This is a genomic window from Moritella sp. (assembly GCF_033791185.1).
GTDB lineage: Bacteria > Pseudomonadota > Gammaproteobacteria > Enterobacterales > Moritellaceae > Moritella.
The window spans coordinates 1-23984 of the sequence record NZ_JASJHF010000284.1; the positions used below are offsets into that span (position 1 = coordinate 1).

The window sequence follows — 23984 nt, forward strand, 5'->3', positions numbered from 1 at the left end:
TCTTTGAATTTTATGATGATGATGATTTATTACATGCTTGTATCACCCGTTATGCTCAGTACGAATTTGAACCAGAATTAATAAGTAAATCCAGCTGATACCTAATAGGTAGCTGATTTATGTGTTAATTTCAATTTAGTAAGACTTTCAGGAATGCGAGCATTCCTGTTTGAAGCTTAAACTCTAAGCCACTTTTTTCCAGCTCTGGCTTAGTGCAATAACGCTAAGTCTTGTGAACACCAAGGGACTTTGTTGTACCATAACTACCAAGCGACTTTATCGTTTTTATAATTACCAAGGGAATTTCGCCCATCACGCAAGAAACTCTCTAATTGGCACGTTCAGGACCTACGTTGGCTTCTCGACGATGGTGTAGTTACTGGCTTGGATCAATTACACGGAACATAAGGTTGAATTTTAATGGATGATGACATTTGGCAACAGCGGGCATTCTAATGCCATCCATTATTGAACACTGAAACTTATGTGTTAACCAAAGCGCAGAGCATTAATTTATTAAAGCGACAGGCCACTCAGTCGGTCATCCTGCTGCCTGTAGTAATTCCCCCATCTTCTGATGAATTAAGTTAATGGCTTTGAGTGGGCGGATAATCACTTTGAATTCGGTGATCTTGCCTTCATCATCCCATTTGATCATATCCACACCATTCACCAAGATGCCATCTATCTCGACTTCGAATTCCAGTGCAGCATCGTTATCACTGATGATCTGGCGGACATAGTGAAATGATTCGTTGACGAAAACGGCCAGTGCGGCAGTCAGATATACAGTGGTTATTATTTTACCTGCTTGTGGTGCATGAGTGACTGGTGAGTGGAAAATAACCTTGTCAGAAAGTAATAGATCTAGATCATCTGTATTACGAGTTTGCAGTAGTTGGTGCCAAGTATCGATAGTATTGAGTTTCATCTATTTTCCTCCAAAGGATTGATTAGTAATAATATAGTACTAATTACAGTAAATAGACGTAGAAATGCTGAAGTACAATAAACAAATTGCAAAAAAATCTACCGCTGTCACGGGATGAATTTTCTAATTGGGTGTAGTGAGTGGTGTTTATACCCTGCCAATCATTATTCCAGGCACTTAGGGTAACAATAATACACAACACTCTCCTCACTGAAGAATCAATAAACTGATGTGATCATCTTAAATCATACAATAACCTTATTATACCTCCCTTTAATTGTTAGGTGAAAATTTCCAAATTATTTGCGTAAAGTTTTATTTATAACTTAGTGATTAATATTTATCGTACTGAGCTGTAGGGAGATACGATCATGAACATTAAACACATTATACCTGATGATTGGTTATCAAAATCAATGCGAATAGGCTCATATGCTGACGTATCCAAATATATTGAAACATTCATCGCAGCTAAACATGGCAATAGCAGGGAGCAATACAATCTAGGTTTGATGTATGCCAATGGAGTCGGTTTACCTCAAAATGATAATAAGGCGGTAATCTGGTATAGAAAGTCTGCTGAACTAGGGTATGCAAGAGCACAATTAACCCTAGCTTATATGTATAGTAGTGGAAAAGGTACATATCAAAGTGATAAAGAAGCCGCAATATGGTGTCATGAAGCAGCTAAGCAAAATATTGCGTTAGCGCAATTGATATTTAGTGTCATGTATACCAATGGACTAGGTGTTCCTCAGAATTATAACGAGGCTGTACTATGGTGCCAAAAAGCAGCGGAACAAGATTATGCTAGAGCCCAATATAACCTAGGCGTTATGTACGCTAAAGGGAAAGGTGTTGCTCAGAGTCATAAAATGGCCGTTAACTGGTTTAGAAAAGCTGGTGAACAAGGTTATGCTAGAGCACAGTCTAATCTTGGTTATATATACAGCAAGGGAATAGGCGCTCCCAGGAGCGATGAGTTAGCAGCCGAGTGGTTTAGGAAAGCAGCTGTACAAGGTTACGCTAAGGCACAGTACTGCCTAAGTGTTATGTATTACAAGGGGCATGGGGCCCCTCGTTGTGATAAGAATGCTTACGCTTGGGTCTCATTAGCTCTCATTAATGGCTATATAAACGCTAATAAAAGTAAAAGTTTTTTAGAGAATAAAATGGATCCTTATACATTATCCCAAGCAAAAGAGTTAGCAGAAAAATATTTTCTGCTAACTCCCTAATCTCAGCTAATTTAAGAAGGCATTGTGTTTTAGTACCATATTTTTCAACAAATCGATGAATTAATATCCATTTTGAAACTGAACTTTATTTTTAGCCATGCTCTTATCCTCATCATTACATTAATTCAGGTGTAGTCTAAGAGAACTGAGCATTAATAGTGACGTTACGGTTGAATAAAGTAACTAGAAACCTCTGTTAGAGTATATATTTCATTTCAACTGTATATAACGCATGTTATGGTTAATAGGGGTGAGGGCGTCAGTCAGAATCCTTCACTTCCCTTAAAAATATAATGAGTATTACCATCGGCTAGTACAATAAATCTATCAAGGTTTTGTCCAATAACGTGTTATTTCGTTTAGCTAAGCGCTTTTAATTTCAATTCCGGTGCAATTAGATGGCGCCAAGTCGTAATGATAATCAAGATACCAGAACCGCAGAACAGGGTTAGTCCCATAGCGCCTGATTGCGCGTAACCTTCAAGAAACGAAGACCAACACCAACCAATACCGACTAATATATCATCTTCGAAATCGATATTGGTTAACACTGGTTCCGAGCGGCGCATATATGATCCCTTAAATAAATGGCTAATCTGTGAGTAGTTGCTATGTACCTTGTGGTACATAGCGGTGAGGTGATAAACCGAATGTACTCATAAGTACATATGGTTTCGCTGCAATTGATTCACCGTACCGTTAGATTTGTGACGTGGCGCATACAAAGGCACTGTTAGTCACGCTTCCTTATATACCGCGCTCTGCTAGCAAAACCTTACTTCATCATCTATCTTAGTATTAGTCACCTCTGATAACGGTAATGCAATTGAGGAGATAAATCATGTCTGTTTTAGATGCATTCTTCACCAAACTCTGGCAGCAATACAGTGTCATTAGCCCACAAGCGGTCGATATTCATCAGCTATTTGCAAGTCATGGTGAAGAGATAGTCAATGACCATGTTGCTTTTCGTACTTTCGCGGACTCTCATATTGGCATAGATATATTAGAAGATGAGGTATTAGCACTCGGTTATAGACACCTCGATTCTTACCAGTTTGATGTTAAAAAGCTCGATGCACGTTGCTATATACATGACAAATCGCCGACTAAAATTTTCATCAGCGAACTGCGCTGGCAATCATTATCTGAACCTTGTCAGATCATAATTCAAGACATTATTGAGCAAGCAAACACCACTTTAAAGTCGCCGATGTTAGAGCTCTCCAGTCGCGGGCTCACGCCATTATTAAGTGCTGGTCGCTTATGGCAATTGCCAAGCTATGCAGATTATCAAACCTTAGCTGCGGAGTCTGAATACGCCGCTTGGCTATCGGTCTGGGGATTACGTGCTAACCATTTCACTATATTTGTAAATCATTTGAAAAATTACCCTGAATTATCACAAGTCGTGGCGCTATTACAGCAAGAAGGTTATCAGCTTAATGATGCTGGTGGCGTAATCAAAGGTGCGCCATCCGATCTATTAATTCAAGCGGCTACCATGGCTGATACTTACGTGGTTGATTTTAATGACGCGGGAAAGCAAGCAATAAGCAGTTGTTATTACGAGTTTGCACAACGCTTCCAGCAAGACGGTGGCGAGTTGTATCAAGGGTTCGTGCCGTTGAGTGCAGATAAGATATTTGAATCAACCAACATGAAATCCATACTTGGTAGTGTGAAAACCGATGATGAACATTAATGGTTAACAGCCCATTTTTATCCGTAACTTTTATCCGAAGTTTGCTCCTTACAATTGAGTTAGGCATAAAAATGGAACGTGGATAAGGCTGTTATTAAGCAGTCATAGGGAGTTATGCATGGCAAAACGAATTGTTGTTTTAGGGCTTGGCCGGATAGGTGGGGCAATTGCCCAAATCCTCAATAGTCACGATGGTTATGATGTCACTGGTGCTGATATCAATCCCGATGCCGTTGCGCATTTTAGTGACCAATTTAAGACCAAATTATTGTCAGACTCGTCTCCTGATAACCGAGATTATAATGCGTTACTCGTCGGGCAGGATGCGGTTATTTCAGCATTAACATTTAATGATAACCCCTATGTAGCACAGGCTGCGTTAGATAATGGCTGTAGTTATTTTGATTTAACCGAAGATGTCCGTTGTACGCAAGCGATTAAAGAGATTGCACTTGCCGCCGCACCGGGACAGGTGTTTATGCCGCAGTGTGGTTTAGCCCCCGGATTTATCGGTATTCTGGGTTATAGCTTTCGTCACAAGTTCGACCGTTTAGACAGTCTTAAACTACGTGTTGGGGCTTTACCTGAGTACCCATCCAATCAAATGATGTACAACCTCACTTGGTCTACTGAGGGGTTAATTAATGAATATGCTAATCCGTGTGAATCAATCAAAAACCATATCCAAACCTTAACCGAGCCACTTGAAGGTCGTGAAGTATTTTCTATTTCAGGGGTTGAATACGAGGCGTTTAATACTTCCGGTGGACTTGCCAATCTTTGTTATAGCTTGGACGGTAAACTGCGGGAACTAACCTATAAAACCATCCGTTATCCAGGTCATTGCAAGTTAATGAAATTCTTGTTTCATGATTTACGTTTAGGTGAAGAGGGCAAACGCCGAGATATGCTGATGGAGATATTTGAAAGTTCCGTCGCGACCACCATGCAGGATCTGGTATTGATATCTGTAGTTGCGACCGGTTATGTTGGCGACAAATTAAGGCAATGTAGCCGCACCTTCTTACTCCGACATACTGCGCAGCAAAGTGCGATCCAAATTTCAACGGCCAGTGCAGCGGTGACTACGGTGGATTTGATTTTAAATAGCAGTCAACCGCGGCAAGGTTTTGTCGAACAGGAAACGTTAGACATTGATGACTTTTTGGCAAATGACTTTGCTAAAGCCTATCGCGATGCGGAATTAAGCATTTAATTATAATAACGAGGATAATCACATGCATGAAGCAATTTTGAAAACAGTGCTTGGCGATTTTTATGCCCAAGATAAGCACTACGGTAGTGCATATCTAGGTAATAAGCGTTTTGACAGCGATACCAAAGTGGATGTGATTAGCCCCAATGACGGTCAACAGTGGATGTCTATTAGTCACGCGGCTCCCGATATTATTGACCAAGTGATCGTAAGTGCAAAAACCGAATTTTATCATTGGCGCAGTGTTCCGGCACCGCAACGTGGTGAGCTAGTGCGCCTGTTTGCCGAAAAGGCACGGACAGCAAAACATCAATTAGCCACCATTATTAGCCTCGAAGCCGGTAAGCCATTTCAAGAAAGTTTAGGTGAAGTACAGGAGTTAATTGATGTGTGTGATTTTGCGGTTGGTTTATCCCGACAACTGTATGGTTTAACCATTGCAACTGAAAGACCCAATCACAGAATGATGGAGCAATGGCATCCTATTGGTCCAGTTGTGATTATTACCGCGTTTAACTTCCCGATGGCTGTATGGGCTTGGAATGCGGCACTCAGTCTGATTTGTGGAAATCCCATTATTTGGAAACCATCCAGTCAAACACCGCTGAGTGGCTTAGCTTGTCATCATTTATTATTGTCTGCGATCAAGCAGTTTGGTGCTAACCCAGAACTCAGCAGTATTGTTTTTGGTGAGAAACCGCAGGTCGAGCAGTTAGTTGATGATAAGAATATTGCCTTGGTCTCTGCGACAGGCTCGTGTGCAATGGGACGTGCGGTTAACTGCCGTGTTGCGGCGAGGATGGGACGGACATTATTAGAATTGGGTGGTAACAACGCGATGATTGTTTGCCCGAGTGCTGATCTTGAATTAGCCATTCGAGCGATCACTTTTTCAGCTTTGGGTACGAGCGGGCAACGCTGTACAACCCTGCGCAGGTTGATCGTGCATAGCAGCCTCAAACAGCAAGTACTTACCAAGCTTGAAGCTATTTATAACACCGTTAGTATTGGCGATCCCTTTGATGGACAGAATTTAATGGGGCCGTTGATTAACCAGTCTGCCATTGATGCCATGAAAGCCAGTATTGATACCGCTATTGCTCAGGGGGGCTGTTTAATTACCGGTGGTGATCTGGTATCGAATTTAAGTAATAAAGGCAAAGAAGATCACGGCTTTTATATCACGCCAGCCATTATTGATATTGATCCTAAGGCGGAAATTGTCCAGCAAGAGACTTTTGCACCGTTACTTTATGTGCACAGCTATGATTCACTGGAGCAGGCGATAGCAATACAAAATGACGTAAGTCAGGGCTTATCTTCCGCTATATTTACCAACGATATGGCAGAAGCGGAAATTTTTGTCAGTGCAAAAGGATCAGATTGTGGGCTTGTTAATGTCAATATTGGTACCTCGGGTGCTGAAATCGGTGGTGCGTTTGGCGGTGAAAAAGATACCGGTGGTGGCCGTGAAAGTGGCTCGGATGCATGGAAAAATTATATGCGTCGTACGACCAATACTATTAACTACGGTAGTGAATTACCACTAGCACAGGGTATTAGCTTCGATATGCCAAAATAGTTATTTAACAGAAGGTTGCTAACATGTAGTATAAATGTAAGCAAATTTTTTTGGGAACTGATAATGCGAATAAGAAAGGCTACATTGGATGATGTTGATGACATTAGCCAGTTAATCACAATACTTGTCATGAAACACATTCTATCGACTTGCAGCCCCGCTGGTGGGCAGCTAATCCTGAACTCTATAGCGCCAGCTTGTATGGCCAGTTATTTCACCGCAGGTTATGAATACCATGTTGCGGAGTTAAACGGTGAAATAATCGCGGTTGTGGGGATGAGAGATAATGCACACCTATACCATCTCTTTGTCGCAGATACTCAGCAGGGTAAAGGATTATCAAGAACCCTTTGGGAGCACGCCAAAAAAGTATGTTTAGAACATGGTAATCCGGGTAAGTTTACGGTTAATTCAGCCTTAAATGCGACAGCTGTATATCTCAAATTTGGATTTGTGCCTGTTTGCGGTATCCGTGAAAAGTTTGGTGTTAAAGATATGCCAATGGAGTTAAATTTATTTTTGGCCTAATGGGTATGTGCTAGGTAGCTGTTTTTCATGTTTATGTCTGTTAATTGTCTGTATTAAACATTTTATTAATCGACGTTATTTTGTGTTTGATATATGGATGTAATAGATAAGTCATTGTAAATACTGTTTTAATGACTATTATTGAATAATAGTTAATTTATGATGGTTTGCCTTATTCTCAATATTCATGGAATGAGTAAGTTGTTTTGTCTTATCGGAGAGAGTATATGAAGGGAATTTTGGCGACTACTGTCATTAGCAGCCTGCTGATTTCAGGTTGTAGTGAAGAACAGGTTGTAATACCAGAACCAGACTCGCGGCCAGTTAAAATACAAGCGGTTGATGTTGGTATTAAAGATACATTTCGAACATTCCCTGGCATTGTAGAAGCTGGAGATAAAGCCGTCTTGGCGTTTCGTGTTTCAGGGCTTTTATCATCGATTGATGTCAGACCTGGCGAAAATGTCGTTAAAGGGCAAACACTGGCCAGTTTGAATAAAGATGAATTTTTATTACAAGTCGAACAAGCGCAAGCTAATTATGAACTGTCCTCGGTTCAATTTAAACGAGATGCCAAGTTACGTAAAACCAATGTTGTGTCTGAATTGGCATTCGACACCTCTAAAGCTAAACGAAATCAAGCTCAAGCCGCACTGAGTAAGCAAGAGTCCAACCTAGGTTATGCGACTTTGGAGGCTCCTTACGATGGTACGTTGTCATTATCCTTAAAAGAAAATCATGAATATGTAATGGCCAAAGAGCCGGTGATGCACATTCAGCGTGCCGGTATTATCAACATTACATTCCAATTGCCAGAGCAGCTTCTCGTACGTTTTGATCATGGCTATAGTCGTCGTCCTATCGTTATTTTCGATACTATTCCTGGTGAAGAATTTCCTGCAAAATTTAAAGAAATCGATACCGAAGCGAATGCCACCAACTCGAGTTATAAAGTGACCTTATTCATGGACCGACCTGAGAATAAAAATATCCTGCCTGGGATGGCGGGTGCAGTCCGTATTGCACTTCCCAAAGGCAATGTTGGCACGCTACCTCCACAAGCGTTAATGAAAAAAGATGATGCATATTTTGTCTGGCAGATTGATGACCAAGGTCTTGCGCATAAGAGAGAGATCGAACTCGATGCAAATGGACGCGTGACTAAAGGCCTGAATGATGGTGATAACGTTGCTATTTCAGGCGTGACCGAATTACGTGAAGGTCAGAAAGTACGATCTTGGATCAAGGAACGAGGACTGTAAAATGAATAAATTCCCCTCTATAGCCATAGCAATTGGTGCGCTGTCCATTTTACAAGGTTGCGAAAAACCCATTATAGAGCCAAGGCAAAAAGTCCAGTTAGTTAAAATTGAAACTGTGCAGTTAGCAGAAGCAAGTGCGAGACTATCATTTCCTGCCGTCGCTGTTGCAGCGGATAAGTCTAGTTTATCTTTTCGTCTGCAAGGCGAGGTGACCTCGGTGACAGTCCGTCCTGGTGATCAAGTCTCGGCTGGGCAGGTTCTGGCGCAACTCGATCCCACTTTTTACCGATTGGAAGTTGATGATGCCAAAGCTGAATATGCGATTGCAGACAGTCAGTATCGTCGTTCGGCGAAACTTGTTGATCAAGGCTATATTGCGCCATCACAATTCGATGAGCTTAAAGCGCAACGCCGTATTTCCAAAGCAAGATTAGATATCGCTAAACTTAATTTGAGTTTTACCCAGTTAAAAGCGCCATTTACCGGTATCATTTCTCATGTACCGATCCAACAATTTGAAAATGTACAAATCGGCCAGCAGGTAATGAATATTCACAGTACAACGACTGTCGATATTCAATTGCAAGCCCCTGATATTATTTATTCAAAAAGCTCAGCACCTCAAATCGAGGCATCACGACCTGGCGCTAAGGTTATTACTGCTGATGGGAATGAATATACTGCCAATCTAAAAGAGTTCACCACCGAACCCGATCCCGAGGTTGGTTCATTCGTTATTACACTTAGTATGCCGATGCCTGCAGATAGATTTATTCTCGATGGAATGGCCGTTGAAGTACGTGCTGACGCTCAAAAATTGAATATCTATAAGAAGAACGAGCCTTTTATTCCACTGGAAGCTATTTTAAATGAAGATGGTGATGACTTGAATCTAACTCAAAAATTCGTTTGGGTAGTGAATACTGATAACACGGTGAGTAAACGTCAAATTGTCACTGATAAAGTCGTTAATGATGGGGTTCGTTTAAGCTCTGGTCTAGCGGTGGGGGAAAAAATTGTTATTGCCGGTGGTAACCGCCTACGTGAAGGGCAGCCTATTAAAATTCTCGAAGATTCAATTAACAATCCCACTAATCATATAGAGGCTGGACAATAATGAAACAAGATATCGCAGCCTATTTTATTAAAAATAAAGTGATCAGTTGGATGGTCACACTTATCTTCTTAATTGGCGGTACGATGGCCTTTTTCGGCTTAGGCCGATTAGAAGATCCTGCATTTACAATTAAAGACGCAATGGTTGTCACTTCTTACCCAGGCGCGACCCCGCTTCAAGTGGAAGAAGAGGTGACATACCCGTTAGAAAAAGCCATACAACAATTAACCTATGTTGATGAAGTCAATTCTATTTCCAGTCGTGGACTGTCGCAGATCACAGTGACGATGAAAAATAACTATGGCCCGGATGACTTACCCCAGATTTGGGATGAATTACGGCGTAAAGTTAATGATATCAAATCACAGTTACCGCCGGGAGTTGCTGAGCCCTCTGTTATTGATGATTTTGGTGATGTGTACGGTATTTTATTAGCGATAACGGGCGATGGTTACTCCTATAAAGAGCTGAATGATTATGTTGACTATTTACGCCGAGAGATAGAACTCGTTAATGGTGTAGGTAAAGTCTCTGTGACGGGGGTACAGCAAGAACAGGTATTTATTGAAATGTCGATGCAGCGTTTAAGCAGCTTAGGCATCTCACCGACGACAATTTATAATACTTTAGCCACCCAAAACCTAGTGTCCAGTGCCGGTGCTGTGAAGATGGGTACGGAATATATTCGTGTACATCCAACCGGTGAGTTTACCAATGTGGAAGCGCTCGGTGATTTGATTATTACCGAAACAGGTGCCCAAGGGCTAATTTATTTACGCGATGTCGCCACCATCAGTCGCGGCTTTAAAGAAGTCCCAGACAACCTTGTTACCTTTAATGGCAAAGTGGCACTGAATGTCGGTGTATCATTCATTTCTGGTGTCAACGTCGTTGAAATGGGTGAAGGTGTTTATGCGCGTTTAGCTGAATTAAAAGATCAGCAACCGATCGGTATTGATATTGATATCGTCTATAGCCAACCGGATGAAGTGGATAAATCGGTAAAAGGATTTATTGTCAGTCTTGGGCAAGCGGTTGGCATTGTTATCGTTGTTCTACTGCTATTTATGGGATTACGCTCTGGTGTACTTATCGGGCTGATTTTGTTGTTAACAGTATTGGGTACCTTTGTATTCATGAATTTGATGGCCATTGATCTGCAGCGTATTTCACTGGGAGCCTTGGTTATTGCTTTGGGTATGCTGGTGGATAACGCTATTGTGGTGGTCGAAGGTATTCTTATCGGTATACAGAAAGGCCGCACACGCATGCAAGCGGCAACCGATATCGTCACGCAAACGAAATGGCCGTTATTAGGCGCTACCGTGATTGCTGTTACTGCCTTTGCTCCGATTGGTCTATCTCAAGATTCTACCGGTGAATATTGTGCCACGCTATTTAGTGTGTTACTTATCTCGCTAATGCTCAGCTGGTTTACCGCAATATCTATTACGCCTTTCTTTGCTGATATGTTCTTTAAAGGCATTAAAGCGAATGCGGAAGGCGAAGAGAACGACCCATATAAAGGGGTGGTATTTGTTACTTATAAGCGTGCGTTAGAAGCGTGTATGAAATATGCGTGGACAACGGTATTTTCATTAATCTTAATGTTAGTCGTCAGTTTATATGGCTTTACCCAGTTAAAACAATCTTTCTTCCCGTCGTCAACAACACCTATGTTTATGGTTGATGTTTGGTTACCAGAAGGCACCGATATTCGTTCAACGAACGATAAATTGCGTGAACTGGAAATAATGGTCAGCGCGAACGAGCAAGTATCACACGTATCGTCGAGCACAGGTAAAGGCTCTCAGCGTTTTATGTTGACTTATGCACCGGAGAAAAGTTATTCATCATATGGTGAATTGATCGTACGTGTTGATGATTATAAAAATGTGATGCCAATGTTACGTAAAGTCAGTGATCAACTTGACTCATTACATCCTGATATTGAATATAAACTAAAACGTATTGAGTTAGGTCCTTCTTCAGGCTCTAAAATTGAAGCGCGTTTAGTGGGTTCGGATCCAACGGTATTACGTGGTTTAGCACAACAAGCCATTGATATTATGCGTTCCGATCCGGGTGCTTTTAACGTACGTCATGACTGGCGCGAACGTACTAAGGTCATTGAACCAGTATTTAACGAAAGCCAAGCGCGCCGTTATGGTATCACTAAGTCAGACGTTGATGATTTACTGCAGATGGCATTTTCTGGCTTGGCTGTGGGTATCTATCGTGACGGAACTAACTTGCTGCCAATTATTGCTCGACTACCAGAAAAAGAGCGTGTTGATATTAGTACGATTGAAGGGATGAAGATTTGGAGCGCAGTATTGAAAGGATATGTACCATTACAACAAGTGGTATTAGCCGTTAATATTCGTTGGGAAGACCCGATTGTCGTGCGTAAAAACCGTAAGCGTATGTTGACCATATTTGCAGACCCAGATCCATTAGGTGATGAGACAGCTTCAACGTTACAAAAACGTATCCAACCGTTAGTTGAAGCGATCGATTTCCCACCGGGTTATTCATTAGAGTGGGGCGGTGAGTATGAATCGTCGGCAGACGCACAAGCATCATTATTCCAGACGATGCCAATGGGTTATTTGTTCATGTTCTTGATCACGATCTTCTTGTTTAACAATGTGAAGAATGCGGTGATTGTATGGGCGACGGTGCCGCTGGCCATTATTGGTGTAACTAGCGGTTTGCTGGCTCTGAATACGCCATTTGGTTTCATGGCTTTGCTCGGTTTTCTAAGTTTGTCAGGCATGCTGGTTAAGAATGGTATTGTATTACTTGATCAGATTGAGATTGAGATACACAGTGGTAAAGAGCGCTATCAAGCTGTTGTTGATGCCTCGGTGAGTCGTGTGCGACCTGTTTGTATGGCGGCCATTACGACTGTACTGGGTATGATCCCGTTATTACCGGATGTATTCTTTAAGCCAATGGCTGTAACGATCATGTTTGGTTTAGGGTTTGCGACGGTACTTACCTTGATTGTGGTGCCTGTGTTATATCGTATGCTGCACAGATTACCACTGCCTGAAGTGGTAAATAAGTAACGCTTTCTGTGTTAAGTAATCAAAACAAGCGCCGATGGGCGCTTGTTTTTTATGTGACGTTTTTTATATAGTGTGTTGTTATATAAGCAGTCTAGCTTTGCTTTAGTTCAGCGGCGACAAAGTCAATGAAATGCCTTACCTTGGAAGAAACGTATTTACGGCTTGGGTAAATTAAATACACATTAATTTCTTGTCGTTGATAATCACTAAATAACTCGATTAATTTTCCCGTGTCTATTTCATCGCTTAAATTAAAGCGTGGCATTCTGGTGATACCGTGTCCTGCGAGGCATAAAGATAACTCCATTTCTGAGCTGTTCGTCAATACCCGGCTGACGAGTTGGATCTGGTGTTGCTGCCCTGAACTGTGTTTTAAAGACCAAATATTGGGTTGTTTTAAATTACTGTAGCTAATGACTTTATGTTGTGCAAGATCGGCGAGCGTTTGTGGTGTGCCTTGGCGTTTCAGATAATCAGGTGATGCAATAACAACGCCGTAAGAACTAAATATTTTCTTGCTGATGAAGGTGGAGTCATCTAACTGTGCAGAGCCTCGGACTAACACATCAAAGCCTTCTGTCACCATATCAACTTTACCGTTGTTTAAATCTAACTCCAAATTAACTAACGGGTATTGCGTTAAAAAGCGCGAAAAAATGGCTTGCATACGCGAGTTGCCAAAGCTGGTGGGGCAACTGATCCGTAACGTACCTTTAGGCTCTAATTGCCGACCGTTGAGTGTTTCTTCAGCCTGTTCAGCATCACTAATTATCTGCTGACATTGCAAATAATAGATCTCACCTTCAGGCGTTAGGCTTAATGAACGTGTGGTTCTTTGCATTAAACGGACCGCTAATCTGGATTCTAGCTTGGTGATCTCTTTACTAATATACGAGGTTGAGTGACCACTGCTTTGGGCGGCGAGGGTAAAGCTACCTGTATTAACAACTTCCACAAAGATGACCATGCCGTTGAGTAATTGTGCATTATAAGCCAAGTTAGTTCCTTTTCTATTAGTCTGTGAATAACAACCATATTAGTCAATTAGAAGTCATATGGAAATAATGATTTACCATTCATGCTATTAATCTTTTATCACGGTTACTCTATTATGAATCTATACCGTTTAGGCGACGCCAACAGCGCTTATTCATTGAGTTTAAAAAGGAATCAATATGAAAGTTTTAGCTTTAGCAGCAAGTAATAGTCGCCAGTCAATTAATAAACAACTAGTTAGTTACGCCGGTAAGTTGTTAACATCAACGATAATCGTCGACGCTGAAGTTGAAGTGATTGATATTAATGACTTTGAAATGGCATTGTATAGTGTCGACCGTGAGTCAGAATCAGGTATTCCACCACAAGCACAAGCATTTTATGACAAGATTGGTAGCGTAGATGCGATTATCATTTCTTATGCTGAGCACAATGGCTCGTATACCGCCGCCTTTAAAAATCTGTTTGATTGGACCTCGCGTATTGATCCTAAGGTCTATCAAGGTAAAAAGATGATCATGTTGGCCACTTCGCCTGGCCCTGGTGGTGCTGGTAGTGTACTAGCTGCAGCAACAGGCTCAGCACCTTACTTTGCTGGCGAGGTTAAAGCAGACCTTTCAATCGGCAGTTTCTATGACAATTTTGATATGGAAACGGGTCAATTGCGTAATGCTGAAATACAAACGCAATTAGAAGCGGCACTCGCTACGTTAAAGTAGCGCTAATTAAACCATACAAGACATGGTTGGCATCGATACTTCTGTAAATTTGTTGCCAACCATGATACCTCGCCACCTTAGCTCAGGCGCTGAACTAGAAATTCATAAAAACACTTCACTCGGGCACTGTATTTAGAATCTTTATGATACACAAACCACATCGCCTCTTCTGATTCAGGTAAATCTAATGTCACTTGTACTAGTGATGGATAAAGTTTTGCTTGGTGCTCTCCCATGGGGCCAATCCCCATACCTTCAATTACTGCCTGATTAACATCAGGGAAGTGATTGCTCTGAAATACAATTTTATCTTTATCTATGTTATCCACGATATGACGCACAAAAGGTATTCTATACTTGTCTGCAGTAGGCAAAATCCAATAGTGATTATTTAGGGTGTTATTAGTCGTGGGCTGCCCAAATACTTTAATGTAATCAGCAGATGCGTAATAACTGGTTTTAAAACGGGTTAATTCTTTTACGATTAAATCAGGGCCATTTGGCCTTGGTCCTACGCGTAAGGATACATGCGCAGCACCGGACTCTAGCGGAACAATGTCATCAGTGGAAAGCAACATAATTCGTATTGCAGGGTAAATATCACGAAATGCTTTGAGTGCTGGGGCAAGTTGAGATGAATAAGAGCTAATTGTTGATATTCGCAGTTCACCGCTAATATGACTCTCTACATTTTGTAATTGATGTTCAAGTTTACTAAAACTCGCGAACAGTTCTGGTAGCTGTTCAATTAAAATCGCACCGGCATCGGTGACTTTATAGCCCCGTTGATGGCGAAAGAATAGCTTAACCTCTAACGCTGTCTCTAACTGATTGATTCGTCTGAGTACGGTGGCATGATTGATATTTAGAGATTTACCTGCTTGGCTCAAACTACCATCGATGGCGACTTGATAAGCTATTTTATAATCATCCCAAGAAAAATTTTTCATGTAGAAGCTCTTTAAATTACATTCCAATTGATGAAGGCTCAAATTAAACAATTGCTTATATCTGCTTACGTGTATAGCGCTATTTAATTTAATGTAAAAGTTCTGTGCATTTATGCACAATAGTTTCGCATTAATCACTATTTTTTAATAGTCAAAATAGACTTATTATTAACGAACTGATGTAGGGGACAGATTGAATGTTAAAAAATACTAAAACTGATTATGGTTGGATATCAATTCTATTGCACTGGATTATGGCGTTAGCTATTTTTGGTATGTTTGGCTTGGGCCTATATATGGTCGAATTAACTTATTATGACGCTTGGTATAAAGGCTCGCTGGATTTACACAAAAGCATTGGCATCTTGCTACTTGGTCTATTGCTGATTCGCACACTGTGGCGTGGTATCAATACTAACCCAGATAGCGCTGATGAGCGCGCAAGCAAATTCGAAGTGACGAGTGCGCATTTAGTTCACTTAGGTTTATATCTGCTTATGTTTACGTTAATGGTATCGGGGTACTTAATCTCGACAGCAGACGGTCGTGGTATAAATGTGTTTGAGGTCTTCACTGTGCCTGCAATCCCATTCGCTATCGATAATCAAGAAGACATAGCGGGTCAAATACACGAAATCTTGGCATGGGCGTTAATCGCAGTGGCAGGCATACATGCACTAGCCGCGCTTAAGCATCACTTTATTAATAAAAATAATACGTTAATTCGTATGCTAAAAGTTAAAAAATAATAAACTGCTGCCACTTTACAATATGTAAAACAGCAACTAAATAATAAGATAATTAAGGATAATAAAATGAAAAAACAAATTTTAGCAGCAGTCATTGCAACTAGTTCAGTATTTGCAGTTGCCGCACCAAATGTCGCACAAGCTGCCGATTATAAAGTCGATGTTGCTGGAGCGCATGCTTCTGTACAGTTTAAAATTAAGCATTTAGGTTACAGTTGGTTACTCGGTCGTTTTAATACTTTTGATGGTGGTTTCTCATATGATGCTAAATCACCAAACGCATCACAAATCAACATGGTTATTGATACAGCAAGTTTAGACTCAAACCATGCTGAGCGTGATAAGCATCTAAAAAGTGATGATTTTCTTGATGTGAAGAAATTTCCGAAAGCAACATTTAAAAGCCAAAGCATGAACTTTAGTGATGCTGAACATGGTACTGTAACTGGTGAGTTCACCCTTAAAGGTATCACGAAAACAATCACTTTCCCTGTGACCAAGATCGGTGAAGGTTCTGATCCTTGGGGTGGTTACCGTGTAGGTTTTACTGGCGAAACGGATCTTAAATTAACTGATTACGGCATTACGACTAATCTTGGTCCGGCTTCTACTCATGTTCAAATGACATTGAATATTGAAGGTGTACGCCAGTAAAATAGCCTATTAATATAAGCCAGTAACTACTTAATTGATAAAGTAGTTACTGGCTTTATTGTTTGAGAAATTTAAAATTCAACGACCTTATCTAAATAGCCTTTCAAATTACATTTGTTTAAATAGTTACATTAATATTAAGTCGTATTTTGATTTGGGTTGGCATGGTATTATTTATTCAATAGAATACAGGCTCTTGGTATTGCTTGGCGTAGATAATGAAGATAATTAAATCGGTTAGTATTATTTTAGTCGTAGGGGTGAGTCTATTGCTATTTATGCTGCGCCCATTTGGCTTGTTCGATAATCATCAGCCTGCTGAAGCAAATACTACAGTGGTATTTTCTCCTGATGAGTTACTTGTAAAGTTACCCCATGGCAACGCTTTACTTGAAATCCTCGATCTCTCTCGATTTGATGGCGATGAAGCGTTAATCAAAATTAATCTGTTGGCTGAGCTCCCCACATTTAAAGACCATCCTCTATACCAAGCTTATTATTTTATGGCCATGAATAACATCATGCTACGTTTAGGTCGCATTGACGATGCATCTACTTATACCAACAAATTACTTGATTTCGCTGAACAAGAACAATTGCAATGGCTAAAAGCGAGCGCCTTATCTGAATTGGCAATAGAGCGAACCAAACGTGGTGATCTTGATACTGCACTCGACTATTTAAATGAATCAATAAAGATTGCAAAAGAGATTAATTACGAAAGACTCTTAATCAAATCTTATAATTCATTGGGTGTGATTAGTATTCTTTCCAGCGAGTATGGCAAAGCGCAAGACTATTTCCATCAAGGCTTAAAGCTAGTCGAGACGAATCCAAAGCATTTATATCATAGTAAAATTATCGGTAACTTAGCGGTTATTTATATTTACTTAGAAGAGTGGAACAAGGCGATTGCGTATATTGATCAGGCAAAGGAAATATATCACCAAGATGAACGCTTAGAGCCTGCAATTATGTCGGTCTTGTTGACCAATGAATCTAATGTCTATTTCCGTTTGGGTGATGCTATAAAAGCGCGTCAGGCTTATGTTGATGCTAAAGCAACACTCGAAAAAGATTCAAGTATAAGATTGCAGGCAATCGTGTTGAATAGTCTATCCAATGTGCTTTATTTAGAACAGCAATATGAATCTGCAATTGCAGAATCTGAACGTTGCCTTTATTTAGTTGGGATACAAGATTTACCGTTGCAACGCGGCCTTTGTTATAAAAGCAAAGCGCACAGTAATATGGCGTTGGGCAACTATAATGCAGCCATAGAAGATCTAAATGCCTCGATTAAAGAAAATAATAAAATAGTTCACACTGCTTATATTACGGGTAACCAGAAGCTGTTATCTGAAGCATATGAGCAATTAGGTAATAATAGCCAGGCATTGAAGTATTTTAAGCTATATTACTTAGGAGACAAGGAAGTGCTGTTTGATCAGCGCCAAAGCGAATTATATCTGCTTGAAGAATCGTTTAATGCCGAAACATCTCGTAATGCACTCGCGCTGTTAAAAACCAAGAATGAAATACAAGATCTTGAGTTAGAGAGACAAACGCTGGTGACTCGGGTTATTTTGGGCGTGACATTTTCTGTCTTGCTAGCCCTTGGTTATGTTCTTAAAAAGAACCTCGACATTAAGAATAAAAACCAATTATTGCAATATTCAAATAGCAACTTAGTCGAGTTATCAACACGGGATACATTAACAGGCTTATATAACCGCCGTTATTTTGATTACTTCATACAGCGTTTAAGGCAAGGTCGCTCGACTTATCGAGATTCAAGCTTTACCCTCGCAATTATGGATCTCGATCATTTCAAAGCGGTTAACGATAATTATGGCCATGATGTTGGCGATCTGGTTTTAATTGAAGTTGCAAAACGTTTCCTGCTGAATTTACCGTCATCAGATTTAATTATTCGTTGGGGTGGGGAAGAGTTTATCTGTGTTATTGAAGATCAAGGCGATATAGCAAGTCTACAGACGTTAGAAAAAGTGTGGGCGGCAATAACAGACGAACCTGTATCGACACCGGCAGGTGACATTAATATCACATTATCAATTGGTGCTGTCACTGATATTCCGACTGCAGAGTTCATGGCTAGCCACACTGAATTACTTAAACGCGCAGACGAACGGTTATACAAAGCCAAGCACACGGGTCGTAATCAAATTATCGCCATAGATTAAAGTCCGACATATACAGTAACTATGTGTTGGGCTTTGTGTGTCTTTTCTATCGGGTTTTCAGTGTGGTTTTCTCAATAGATTTGTAGTACTTTGCTTGCACTGGTAATTACATAATATTTTCGGAGCTAGGGTACATGGCGAGCATAATTTGTTTTGGTGATAGTATTACACGCGGTGAAAGTGACGCTGTCTATGGTGGTTGGGCAGACCGTATTAAAACTCGTTTAATCAAACAGTTTTTGGAAACGGCTAAAGATAGAGTAAGTGTCTTTAATATGGGCATTAGCGGTGAAACTACCGATGGTTTGATGCAACGTTTTCAATCTGAATTCGTTACCCGACTCGCAGACGATAAGCAAAATACGGTGCTGTTTGGTTATGGTGCGAACGACCTCGCTAATCAGGACGGTAGGTTTCTAGTTACTATCGAATCTTATATTGATAACTTAAGTCACTGTATTGAGTTTGCACTTGAGAAAGGCGCTTCGGTGGTATTAATCAATATTACCCCAATAGCTGCTCATCTTGATGGTATTCCTAATATAAACAAGCGTATACGGAATGATGAAACGATTCGTCGTTACAACCAAGCATTGCTAAACTTGTCGGTGAAATACAGTGTGGAATTAATTGATGTTTACACCCCATTTAATGCCAATAAAGAAACGTATTTAACGGCTGATGGTTTACATCCAAATAGCGCGGGGCATGAATTGTTATATCAAGTAATAAGCTCGTCTTTGTTGTCGTAACCTTAATGTTAAAGCATTGAATAGACAGTAAGTGTTTGTGTAATATGCATACTGCGTGAATTGTGACCTACAAGCTATCAAGTTTTCGTTTTCTGGGTGGCTTTGTTGATCTACCCCTACTTACGCTATTATTAATTTGCAATCTTCTTTGAAGCCCCTATGATGAAACTTCTCCTATTTAAAAAAAGCGAGCAATTATGACTAAGAATTATTCTGATACACTGTTTGAAGAGATGAAATTACTGGCTAAATTCCCAACAAAATCTCATTTAGAAGGCATTAAGGTTCATAATGAAGCCGGTCCCTCTGTCATCAGTGCCGCGAAATCACTTTTTGATAAAGGCCTTATTACACGAGACGACGGTGGATATTTAACCGATAGCGGTATTGAAATAGCAGATCACCTACACAGAGTTTTAGCACCATTAAGCTAAAATAATGCGATTAGCTCAAGCAGTTAGTCGCTGTAATATGGTCGACTAACTGCAATCTTCTCTATTTTCCTACTGATTTACTTACCTAAGCTGTTTCACATAATCGTGAGTCTTCAATATCAACTTCTGGACGCGGATTTAGTATCCCAACCTTGTTGACTATATCGGTGATGCTATCAATACTTTCTTGCTTGATATCTTCCTCAAGTTCTGCAGGAGATAATAAATTAATATGTTCAGCAACACTCGCTATCGCGCTGTCTAGTACTTCATTCTCGAGCGCTGCAAAAGCATCTTCAATGTAATCCGCTAATTCGCTTAAATCAGGTAATGCGGAGCGGCAAGCAATAAGCCCTACGTGAATTGAACCGTTGTAGCTATACAGGGTAATGTTGAGTGACATGCCTGGTGGTAATACCGAGATAGGGAAGCACTTATCCATTTTAGCACCCATCATGTATAAGGCTTTGCTTGGCCCTGGGACGTTAGAGATTAATACATTGCCCATTGGTGGCAAGATGGTATCTAAGTTTAGTAATTCACTGGCAGCCGCTAAACCTTGGCTTGCTAATGTGTAGCTGGTTAACGCTTCTTTGGTTAACAGTTTCGTTTCACTTTTCAGCTTTTGACATGACTCTTTGACTGTCATTAAGCGTTCTAATGGACGCTCACCTGCGTAGGCCAATTCAACTAAACTAATCGCAACTTGGTTGTTTGATTCGGTGTCTGCTGCATCTCGTAAACTCATTGGCATTTGTGCGACCAGTGGTTTCTTCAGTACGACGTTATGGGTTGCTAGATAGTTGTGTATCGCCATATCACAAATGGTGACGACCACATCGTTAATGGTTGCGCCAGTAACACGACCGAGTGTTTTTACACGTGCTAGTGGCAATGATGTCATTGCCGCGCGACGTGCGCGTTTTGGGCTGACTGAAAAGGGGGTTTTAGGTGCCATGAATGGTGTCGGCATATCGGCTTTATACATGTTCGTTGCTTGGAACAGTAATTTGGTTGTTAACTTAGTCAGTGACGGTATTGATTTAACGTGTCCTGTGACTAGTTTTGAGGTATCAGTTAGCAGCGATAATGCACTTTTTGCAGTACGTTCTTTTTGGCGACGTTCAACAGACCAGAATGCCGTCATTGGTGATTCGGCATTTTTGCTTAAGTAAGCCATCAGCAGTTGATTGGCTTTTGCACCGTCAGTAAATGCATGGTGGACCTTAACGTAGATAGCAAATTTGTTATCAGCTAAACCATCAATAAGGATCATTTCCCATAACGGTCGGTTACGATCAAGCAAGGTTTCATGCTGGTGCTCAACAAAGCTAATTAGTTGATTGTCATTACCTGGTTGTGGCAGCATGGCAAAACGTACGTGATATGACAGGTCTATATTGTTATCTTCTTGCCAGAAGTATTGGCCGGTCATTTGCTTCTTTAATTTTTGGTTGAACGGTTGTTTAATATCTTGTTGCGACATTAAATTATCAAATAGGTCTCGACTGAAGTTACCAGGGTAGTTTTCTGGTGTTGAGAAGATTTGTAATCCAGCGACATGTTTTGGGCTTGTTACTGTTTCTGTGTATAAAAAACCCATATCAACTAACGTCAGTGCTTCCATAGCCATTTCCTATTCTCTTAATGTGATTGATAGTTTGCGTCCGATTGAGTCGTACCGCACATACATCACATTTGATGTTATGACTTACTGTCACGGATGTTAAAGTTATGTATATACTACATGACTACTCATTAGGGTATATATCATTTTGACATTAATTTACCTAAACGATATATTTACATGACTCATTGTTGTTTTTAATGTTTTGAATTATATGGGTAAAAATATATTTTTGTTGGTTTTAATTCTGAGGTTGGTTATTTTTGATTTTAAATAAGAACAATAAACTGAACATGCTGTTAACAATTAGGTTATTAACAGTAACTTTGGGTGTTGTTAGCTTTTAATGTTGTGCTAGTTGACGGCTGATTTAACGTCAGGATGAAAGCCAGTTGTTTCAGTGACATCCACAAGCGGAGTTGAATTAAAAAATCGCATTTTATATTCGGTATGTTGATTATTGCTTGTCGCGCGAACGGCCAGTGCAACTCGGTGGCTGTTATTTGGATAGAACAACCAATTACGCCAAATATTGGCATCATCAATACGGTGAGCAGCAAAGCTTAATTTAATGTCATCAATGCAGTCTACGTTTTCCTGCTGTTGGTTATCCGGTAGGGTGAAACTGAAGTCTTTCAGCGGTATCGACAAACCTAACCCCCATGCTTTGATGTATGATTCTTTTAATGTCCAGTAATCAAAAAACCGGCTAGTTTGCTGCGCTGTAGACTGAGCAAGTAAATCATTGATTTCAATTTCAGAGAATGAATACTTAGCAATGCTCAGTACATCACTGGTACGTTGTGTGTTTTCTACATCACAACCAATATCATTATTAAGCATGACGGCACAAATGATCAAGTTATCGGTATGGCTAATGTTAAAGCGCAGCGGGAGTGGTGGATTAACAATCTCAGGTTTATCTTTTACGCCTTTTACAAACTGCCAATCAGCTGGCGATAGATCAGCATAATAAGATAACAAATCACGGATAAAGGCGCGGGTGATTAACGCACTATGGCGATCTTTTTCAAACCGAAAGCGTTGTTGTTTTGTCGCCTCTTCTGCTGATAACAGCTCATTATAAGCACTTAATAATTCAGGCTGCTGGATAGTTTTCGGATCAACTGACCATAAATGAATTTCATTTGTGGCGAGGGCTAGTTTATCTGTTGAGGTTGAAAGCACTATTTATTCCATTGCATGACGAGGAGGTTAATGCAGTTATCTTATCATGTTATGTATGGTGATTATATTCAGTGCTGTCGGCTTAGCGGCTGTGAGCAAGTATCTTGATTTTGTGTTGTCATCTATGCCAGCTATATTTATCATTCTGGCGATTGCAGGGTTGATAACATCACGACATAAGTGAATGGAAAATATAGCTAAAAGCCATCAATGACTTTTAGCTATACTTTACAACTAGAATGGATACCAGAATAGTTCTGTTGCCATCACGCGTTTGACAATCGCCAATGTAACAACCAGTGCAATTAAGCCCATCACAGTGTGATCCTGTTTGGTCATTGGCTTCAAGCTATACCAAGTACGTTTTTTGTTATGACCAAAGCCACGTAATGTCATCGCATTGGAGATCTCATCTGCGCGATCTAGGCTTGAGAAAATCAATGGACCTAAAATCTTCGCTACATTTTTGATACGAGAAAGTACCGATACATTTTTTGATAAATCGACACCTCGCGCTTGTTGTGCGTGCATGATGTTAACAAAATCATTTTTTACATCGGGTAAATAACGCAATGTTAAGCTTACCGCATAAGCAATTTTGTAGGGTACGCCTAGACGGTTCAAACTTGCAGCAAACTCAGTTGGATGAGTTGTAAAGACAAAGACTAAAGCAATCGGGAACATACTGAAATACTTTAATGTTACCGTCATTAGGTAATACAGGGTTTCTTGGGTAAGGGAATAATCACCCCAGAGTGGCAGTAACACCGTACTTGAACCAATATACTCCACACCTTGTTGTGGTGCTAACAAGAACATGAATAATGCATTTATGCTTAAGACACTGGCCGTTGCGATCAACAAAGGTCGGTAAACTTGAAAGGGTACTTTGGTTAATTTAAGCAAGCTACAACCGGTAATAATAAGCGCCAGAATAAGGCGTAAATCAAACGTGGTTAAAACAACTGTTACCCAAGCTAAGAACAGGACAAACTTGGTCACCCCATTAAGCTGATGTAAAGCTGAATTAGTATTAACATAGTTAATCCCAAAATCAA

At 40.4% G+C, this 23984-nt stretch carries 22 protein-coding genes; 15 read left to right on the top strand and 7 right to left on the bottom strand.

The window, feature by feature from the left end:
• Positions 1 to 541: 541 nt before the first annotated feature.
• Entirely contained in the window at positions 542 to 931 is a 390-nt protein-coding gene (locus QNK26_RS16035) for a nuclear transport factor 2 family protein (protein ID WP_319224891.1), read from the bottom strand.
• 371 nt (positions 932 to 1302) lie between these two features.
• Here QNK26_RS16035 and QNK26_RS16040 point away from each other — a divergent pair, with 371 nt between their 5' ends.
• Entirely contained in the window at positions 1303 to 2169 is an 867-nt protein-coding gene (locus tag QNK26_RS16040; protein ID WP_319224892.1) for a tetratricopeptide repeat protein, read from the top strand.
• Between the two features lie 359 nt (positions 2170 to 2528).
• Here the strand turns inward: QNK26_RS16040 and QNK26_RS16045 are convergent, their stop codons facing one another.
• Positions 2529 to 2738, bottom strand: coding sequence for a hypothetical protein (locus QNK26_RS16045; RefSeq protein ID WP_319224894.1), 210 nt, complete (start codon positions 2736 to 2738; stop codon positions 2529 to 2531).
• A 272-nt stretch (positions 2739 to 3010) separates the two neighbouring features.
• Between QNK26_RS16045 and QNK26_RS16050 the strand changes: the two genes are divergently transcribed.
• From QNK26_RS16050 to QNK26_RS16080, 7 genes are all read left to right on the top strand, one after another.
• Positions 3011 to 3874 carry a DUF1338 domain-containing protein gene (locus tag QNK26_RS16050; protein WP_319224896.1) on the top strand — a complete coding sequence of 288 codons (864 nt, stop codon included), beginning with the start codon at positions 3011 to 3013 and terminating at the stop codon, positions 3872 to 3874.
• Between the two features lie 118 nt (positions 3875 to 3992).
• On the top strand, positions 3993 to 5090 hold the full coding sequence (locus QNK26_RS16055; RefSeq protein ID WP_319224897.1) for a saccharopine dehydrogenase family protein: 1098 nt from the start codon (positions 3993 to 3995) through the stop codon (positions 5088 to 5090).
• Between the two features lie 22 nt (positions 5091 to 5112).
• Positions 5113 to 6672: an aldehyde dehydrogenase family protein gene (locus QNK26_RS16060; RefSeq protein WP_319224899.1), complete on the top strand. Its 1560-nt coding sequence runs from the start codon at positions 5113 to 5115 to the stop codon at positions 6670 to 6672.
• A 63-nt stretch (positions 6673 to 6735) separates the two neighbouring features.
• Positions 6736 to 7200 (top strand): GNAT family N-acetyltransferase, encoded by a 465-nt coding sequence (locus QNK26_RS16065; protein WP_319224900.1) that lies wholly within the window; start codon positions 6736 to 6738, stop codon positions 7198 to 7200.
• A 227-nt stretch (positions 7201 to 7427) separates the two neighbouring features.
• On the top strand, positions 7428 to 8462 hold the full coding sequence (locus tag QNK26_RS16070; protein WP_319224902.1) for an efflux RND transporter periplasmic adaptor subunit: 1035 nt from the start codon (positions 7428 to 7430) through the stop codon (positions 8460 to 8462).
• Between the two features lies 1 nt (position 8463).
• On the top strand, positions 8464 to 9579 hold the full coding sequence (locus QNK26_RS16075) for an efflux RND transporter periplasmic adaptor subunit (protein WP_319224903.1): 1116 nt from the start codon (positions 8464 to 8466) through the stop codon (positions 9577 to 9579).
• On the top strand, positions 9579 to 12653 hold the full coding sequence (locus QNK26_RS16080) for an efflux RND transporter permease subunit (protein WP_319224904.1): 3075 nt from the start codon (positions 9579 to 9581) through the stop codon (positions 12651 to 12653). Before QNK26_RS16075 ends, QNK26_RS16080 begins: the two co-directional genes overlap by 1 nt.
• 91 nt (positions 12654 to 12744) lie before the next feature.
• Here QNK26_RS16080 and QNK26_RS16085 read toward each other — a convergent pair whose 3' ends face one another.
• Positions 12745 to 13650: a LysR family transcriptional regulator gene (locus tag QNK26_RS16085; RefSeq protein WP_319224906.1), complete on the bottom strand. Its 906-nt coding sequence runs from the start codon at positions 13648 to 13650 to the stop codon at positions 12745 to 12747.
• A 178-nt stretch (positions 13651 to 13828) separates the two neighbouring features.
• On the opposite strand from QNK26_RS16085, the gene QNK26_RS16090 reads away from it, so the two are divergent.
• Positions 13829 to 14368 (top strand): NAD(P)H-dependent oxidoreductase, encoded by a 540-nt coding sequence (locus tag QNK26_RS16090; RefSeq protein ID WP_319224908.1) that lies wholly within the window; start codon positions 13829 to 13831, stop codon positions 14366 to 14368.
• Between the two features lie 77 nt (positions 14369 to 14445).
• Here QNK26_RS16090 and QNK26_RS16095 read toward each other — a convergent pair whose 3' ends face one another.
• On the bottom strand, positions 14446 to 15318 hold the full coding sequence (locus QNK26_RS16095) for a LysR family transcriptional regulator (RefSeq protein WP_319224910.1): 873 nt from the start codon (positions 15316 to 15318) through the stop codon (positions 14446 to 14448).
• Positions 15319 to 15515: 197 nt separating this feature from the next.
• Here QNK26_RS16095 and QNK26_RS16100 point away from each other — a divergent pair, with 197 nt between their 5' ends.
• The 5 genes from QNK26_RS16100 to QNK26_RS16120 all read left to right on the top strand — a co-directional run bounded on the left by QNK26_RS16100 (position 15516) and on the right by QNK26_RS16120 (position 20111).
• Positions 15516 to 16067, top strand: coding sequence for a cytochrome b (locus tag QNK26_RS16100; protein WP_319224911.1), 552 nt, complete (start codon positions 15516 to 15518; stop codon positions 16065 to 16067).
• A 66-nt stretch (positions 16068 to 16133) separates the two neighbouring features.
• Positions 16134 to 16721 (top strand): YceI family protein, encoded by a 588-nt coding sequence (locus QNK26_RS16105; RefSeq protein WP_319224913.1) that lies wholly within the window; start codon positions 16134 to 16136, stop codon positions 16719 to 16721.
• A gap of 218 nt (positions 16722 to 16939) precedes the next feature.
• Positions 16940 to 18925, top strand: coding sequence for a diguanylate cyclase (locus tag QNK26_RS16110; protein ID WP_319224914.1), 1986 nt, complete (start codon positions 16940 to 16942; stop codon positions 18923 to 18925).
• Positions 18926 to 19059: 134 nt separating this feature from the next.
• Positions 19060 to 19677, top strand: coding sequence for an SGNH/GDSL hydrolase family protein (locus tag QNK26_RS16115; RefSeq protein WP_319224916.1), 618 nt, complete (start codon positions 19060 to 19062; stop codon positions 19675 to 19677).
• Between the two features lie 197 nt (positions 19678 to 19874).
• Entirely contained in the window at positions 19875 to 20111 is a 237-nt protein-coding gene (locus QNK26_RS16120; RefSeq protein WP_319224917.1) for a TIGR02647 family protein, read from the top strand.
• Between the two features lie 85 nt (positions 20112 to 20196).
• On the opposite strand, the gene QNK26_RS16125 is transcribed toward QNK26_RS16120, so the two are convergent.
• Positions 20197 to 21738, bottom strand: a complete 1542-nt coding sequence (locus QNK26_RS16125; protein ID WP_319224918.1) for a wax ester/triacylglycerol synthase family O-acyltransferase — start codon at positions 21736 to 21738, stop codon at positions 20197 to 20199.
• Between the two features lie 354 nt (positions 21739 to 22092).
• Complete coding sequence (locus QNK26_RS16130; RefSeq protein ID WP_319224919.1) at positions 22093 to 22926, bottom strand: 4'-phosphopantetheinyl transferase family protein; 834 nt, start codon at positions 22924 to 22926, stop codon at positions 22093 to 22095.
• A 55-nt stretch (positions 22927 to 22981) separates the two neighbouring features.
• Between QNK26_RS16130 and QNK26_RS16135 the strand changes: the two genes are divergently transcribed.
• Positions 22982 to 23110, top strand: coding sequence for a mercury resistance system transport protein MerF (locus QNK26_RS16135; RefSeq protein WP_319224920.1), 129 nt, complete (start codon positions 22982 to 22984; stop codon positions 23108 to 23110).
• A 50-nt stretch (positions 23111 to 23160) separates the two neighbouring features.
• Here the strand turns inward: QNK26_RS16135 and QNK26_RS16140 are convergent.
• Positions 23161 to 23984 (bottom strand): energy-coupling factor transporter transmembrane component T (locus tag QNK26_RS16140; RefSeq protein ID WP_319224921.1); only part of this gene is annotated, 824 nt, incomplete at its 5' end.

Bases quoted from the DNA above. Each gene is read 5' to 3' on its own strand.
- QNK26_RS16035 (WP_319224891.1), bottom strand. From the start codon at position 931: ATGAAACTCAATACTATCGATACTTGGCACCAACTACTGCAAACTCGT.
- QNK26_RS16040 (WP_319224892.1), top strand. From the start codon at position 1,303: ATGAACATTAAACACATTATACCTGATGATTGGTTATCAAAATCAATG.
- QNK26_RS16045 (WP_319224894.1), bottom strand. From the start codon at position 2,738: ATGCGCCGCTCGGAACCAGTGTTAACCAATATCGATTTCGAAGATGAT.
- QNK26_RS16050 (WP_319224896.1), top strand. From the start codon at position 3,011: ATGTCTGTTTTAGATGCATTCTTCACCAAACTCTGGCAGCAATACAGT.
- QNK26_RS16055 (WP_319224897.1), top strand. From the start codon at position 3,993: ATGGCAAAACGAATTGTTGTTTTAGGGCTTGGCCGGATAGGTGGGGCA.
- QNK26_RS16060 (WP_319224899.1), top strand. From the start codon at position 5,113: ATGCATGAAGCAATTTTGAAAACAGTGCTTGGCGATTTTTATGCCCAA.
- QNK26_RS16065 (WP_319224900.1), top strand. From the start codon at position 6,736: ATGCGAATAAGAAAGGCTACATTGGATGATGTTGATGACATTAGCCAG.
- QNK26_RS16070 (WP_319224902.1), top strand. From the start codon at position 7,428: ATGAAGGGAATTTTGGCGACTACTGTCATTAGCAGCCTGCTGATTTCA.
- QNK26_RS16075 (WP_319224903.1), top strand. From the start codon at position 8,464: ATGAATAAATTCCCCTCTATAGCCATAGCAATTGGTGCGCTGTCCATT.
- QNK26_RS16080 (WP_319224904.1), top strand. From the start codon at position 9,579: ATGAAACAAGATATCGCAGCCTATTTTATTAAAAATAAAGTGATCAGT.
- QNK26_RS16090 (WP_319224908.1), top strand. From the start codon at position 13,829: ATGAAAGTTTTAGCTTTAGCAGCAAGTAATAGTCGCCAGTCAATTAAT.
- QNK26_RS16095 (WP_319224910.1), bottom strand. From the start codon at position 15,318: ATGAAAAATTTTTCTTGGGATGATTATAAAATAGCTTATCAAGTCGCC.
- QNK26_RS16100 (WP_319224911.1), top strand. From the start codon at position 15,516: ATGTTAAAAAATACTAAAACTGATTATGGTTGGATATCAATTCTATTG.
- QNK26_RS16105 (WP_319224913.1), top strand. From the start codon at position 16,134: ATGAAAAAACAAATTTTAGCAGCAGTCATTGCAACTAGTTCAGTATTT.
- QNK26_RS16110 (WP_319224914.1), top strand. From the start codon at position 16,940: ATGAAGATAATTAAATCGGTTAGTATTATTTTAGTCGTAGGGGTGAGT.
- QNK26_RS16115 (WP_319224916.1), top strand. From the start codon at position 19,060: ATGGCGAGCATAATTTGTTTTGGTGATAGTATTACACGCGGTGAAAGT.
- QNK26_RS16120 (WP_319224917.1), top strand. From the start codon at position 19,875: ATGACTAAGAATTATTCTGATACACTGTTTGAAGAGATGAAATTACTG.
- QNK26_RS16125 (WP_319224918.1), bottom strand. From the start codon at position 21,738: ATGGAAGCACTGACGTTAGTTGATATGGGTTTTTTATACACAGAAACA.
- QNK26_RS16135 (WP_319224920.1), top strand. From the start codon at position 22,982: ATGGTGATTATATTCAGTGCTGTCGGCTTAGCGGCTGTGAGCAAGTAT.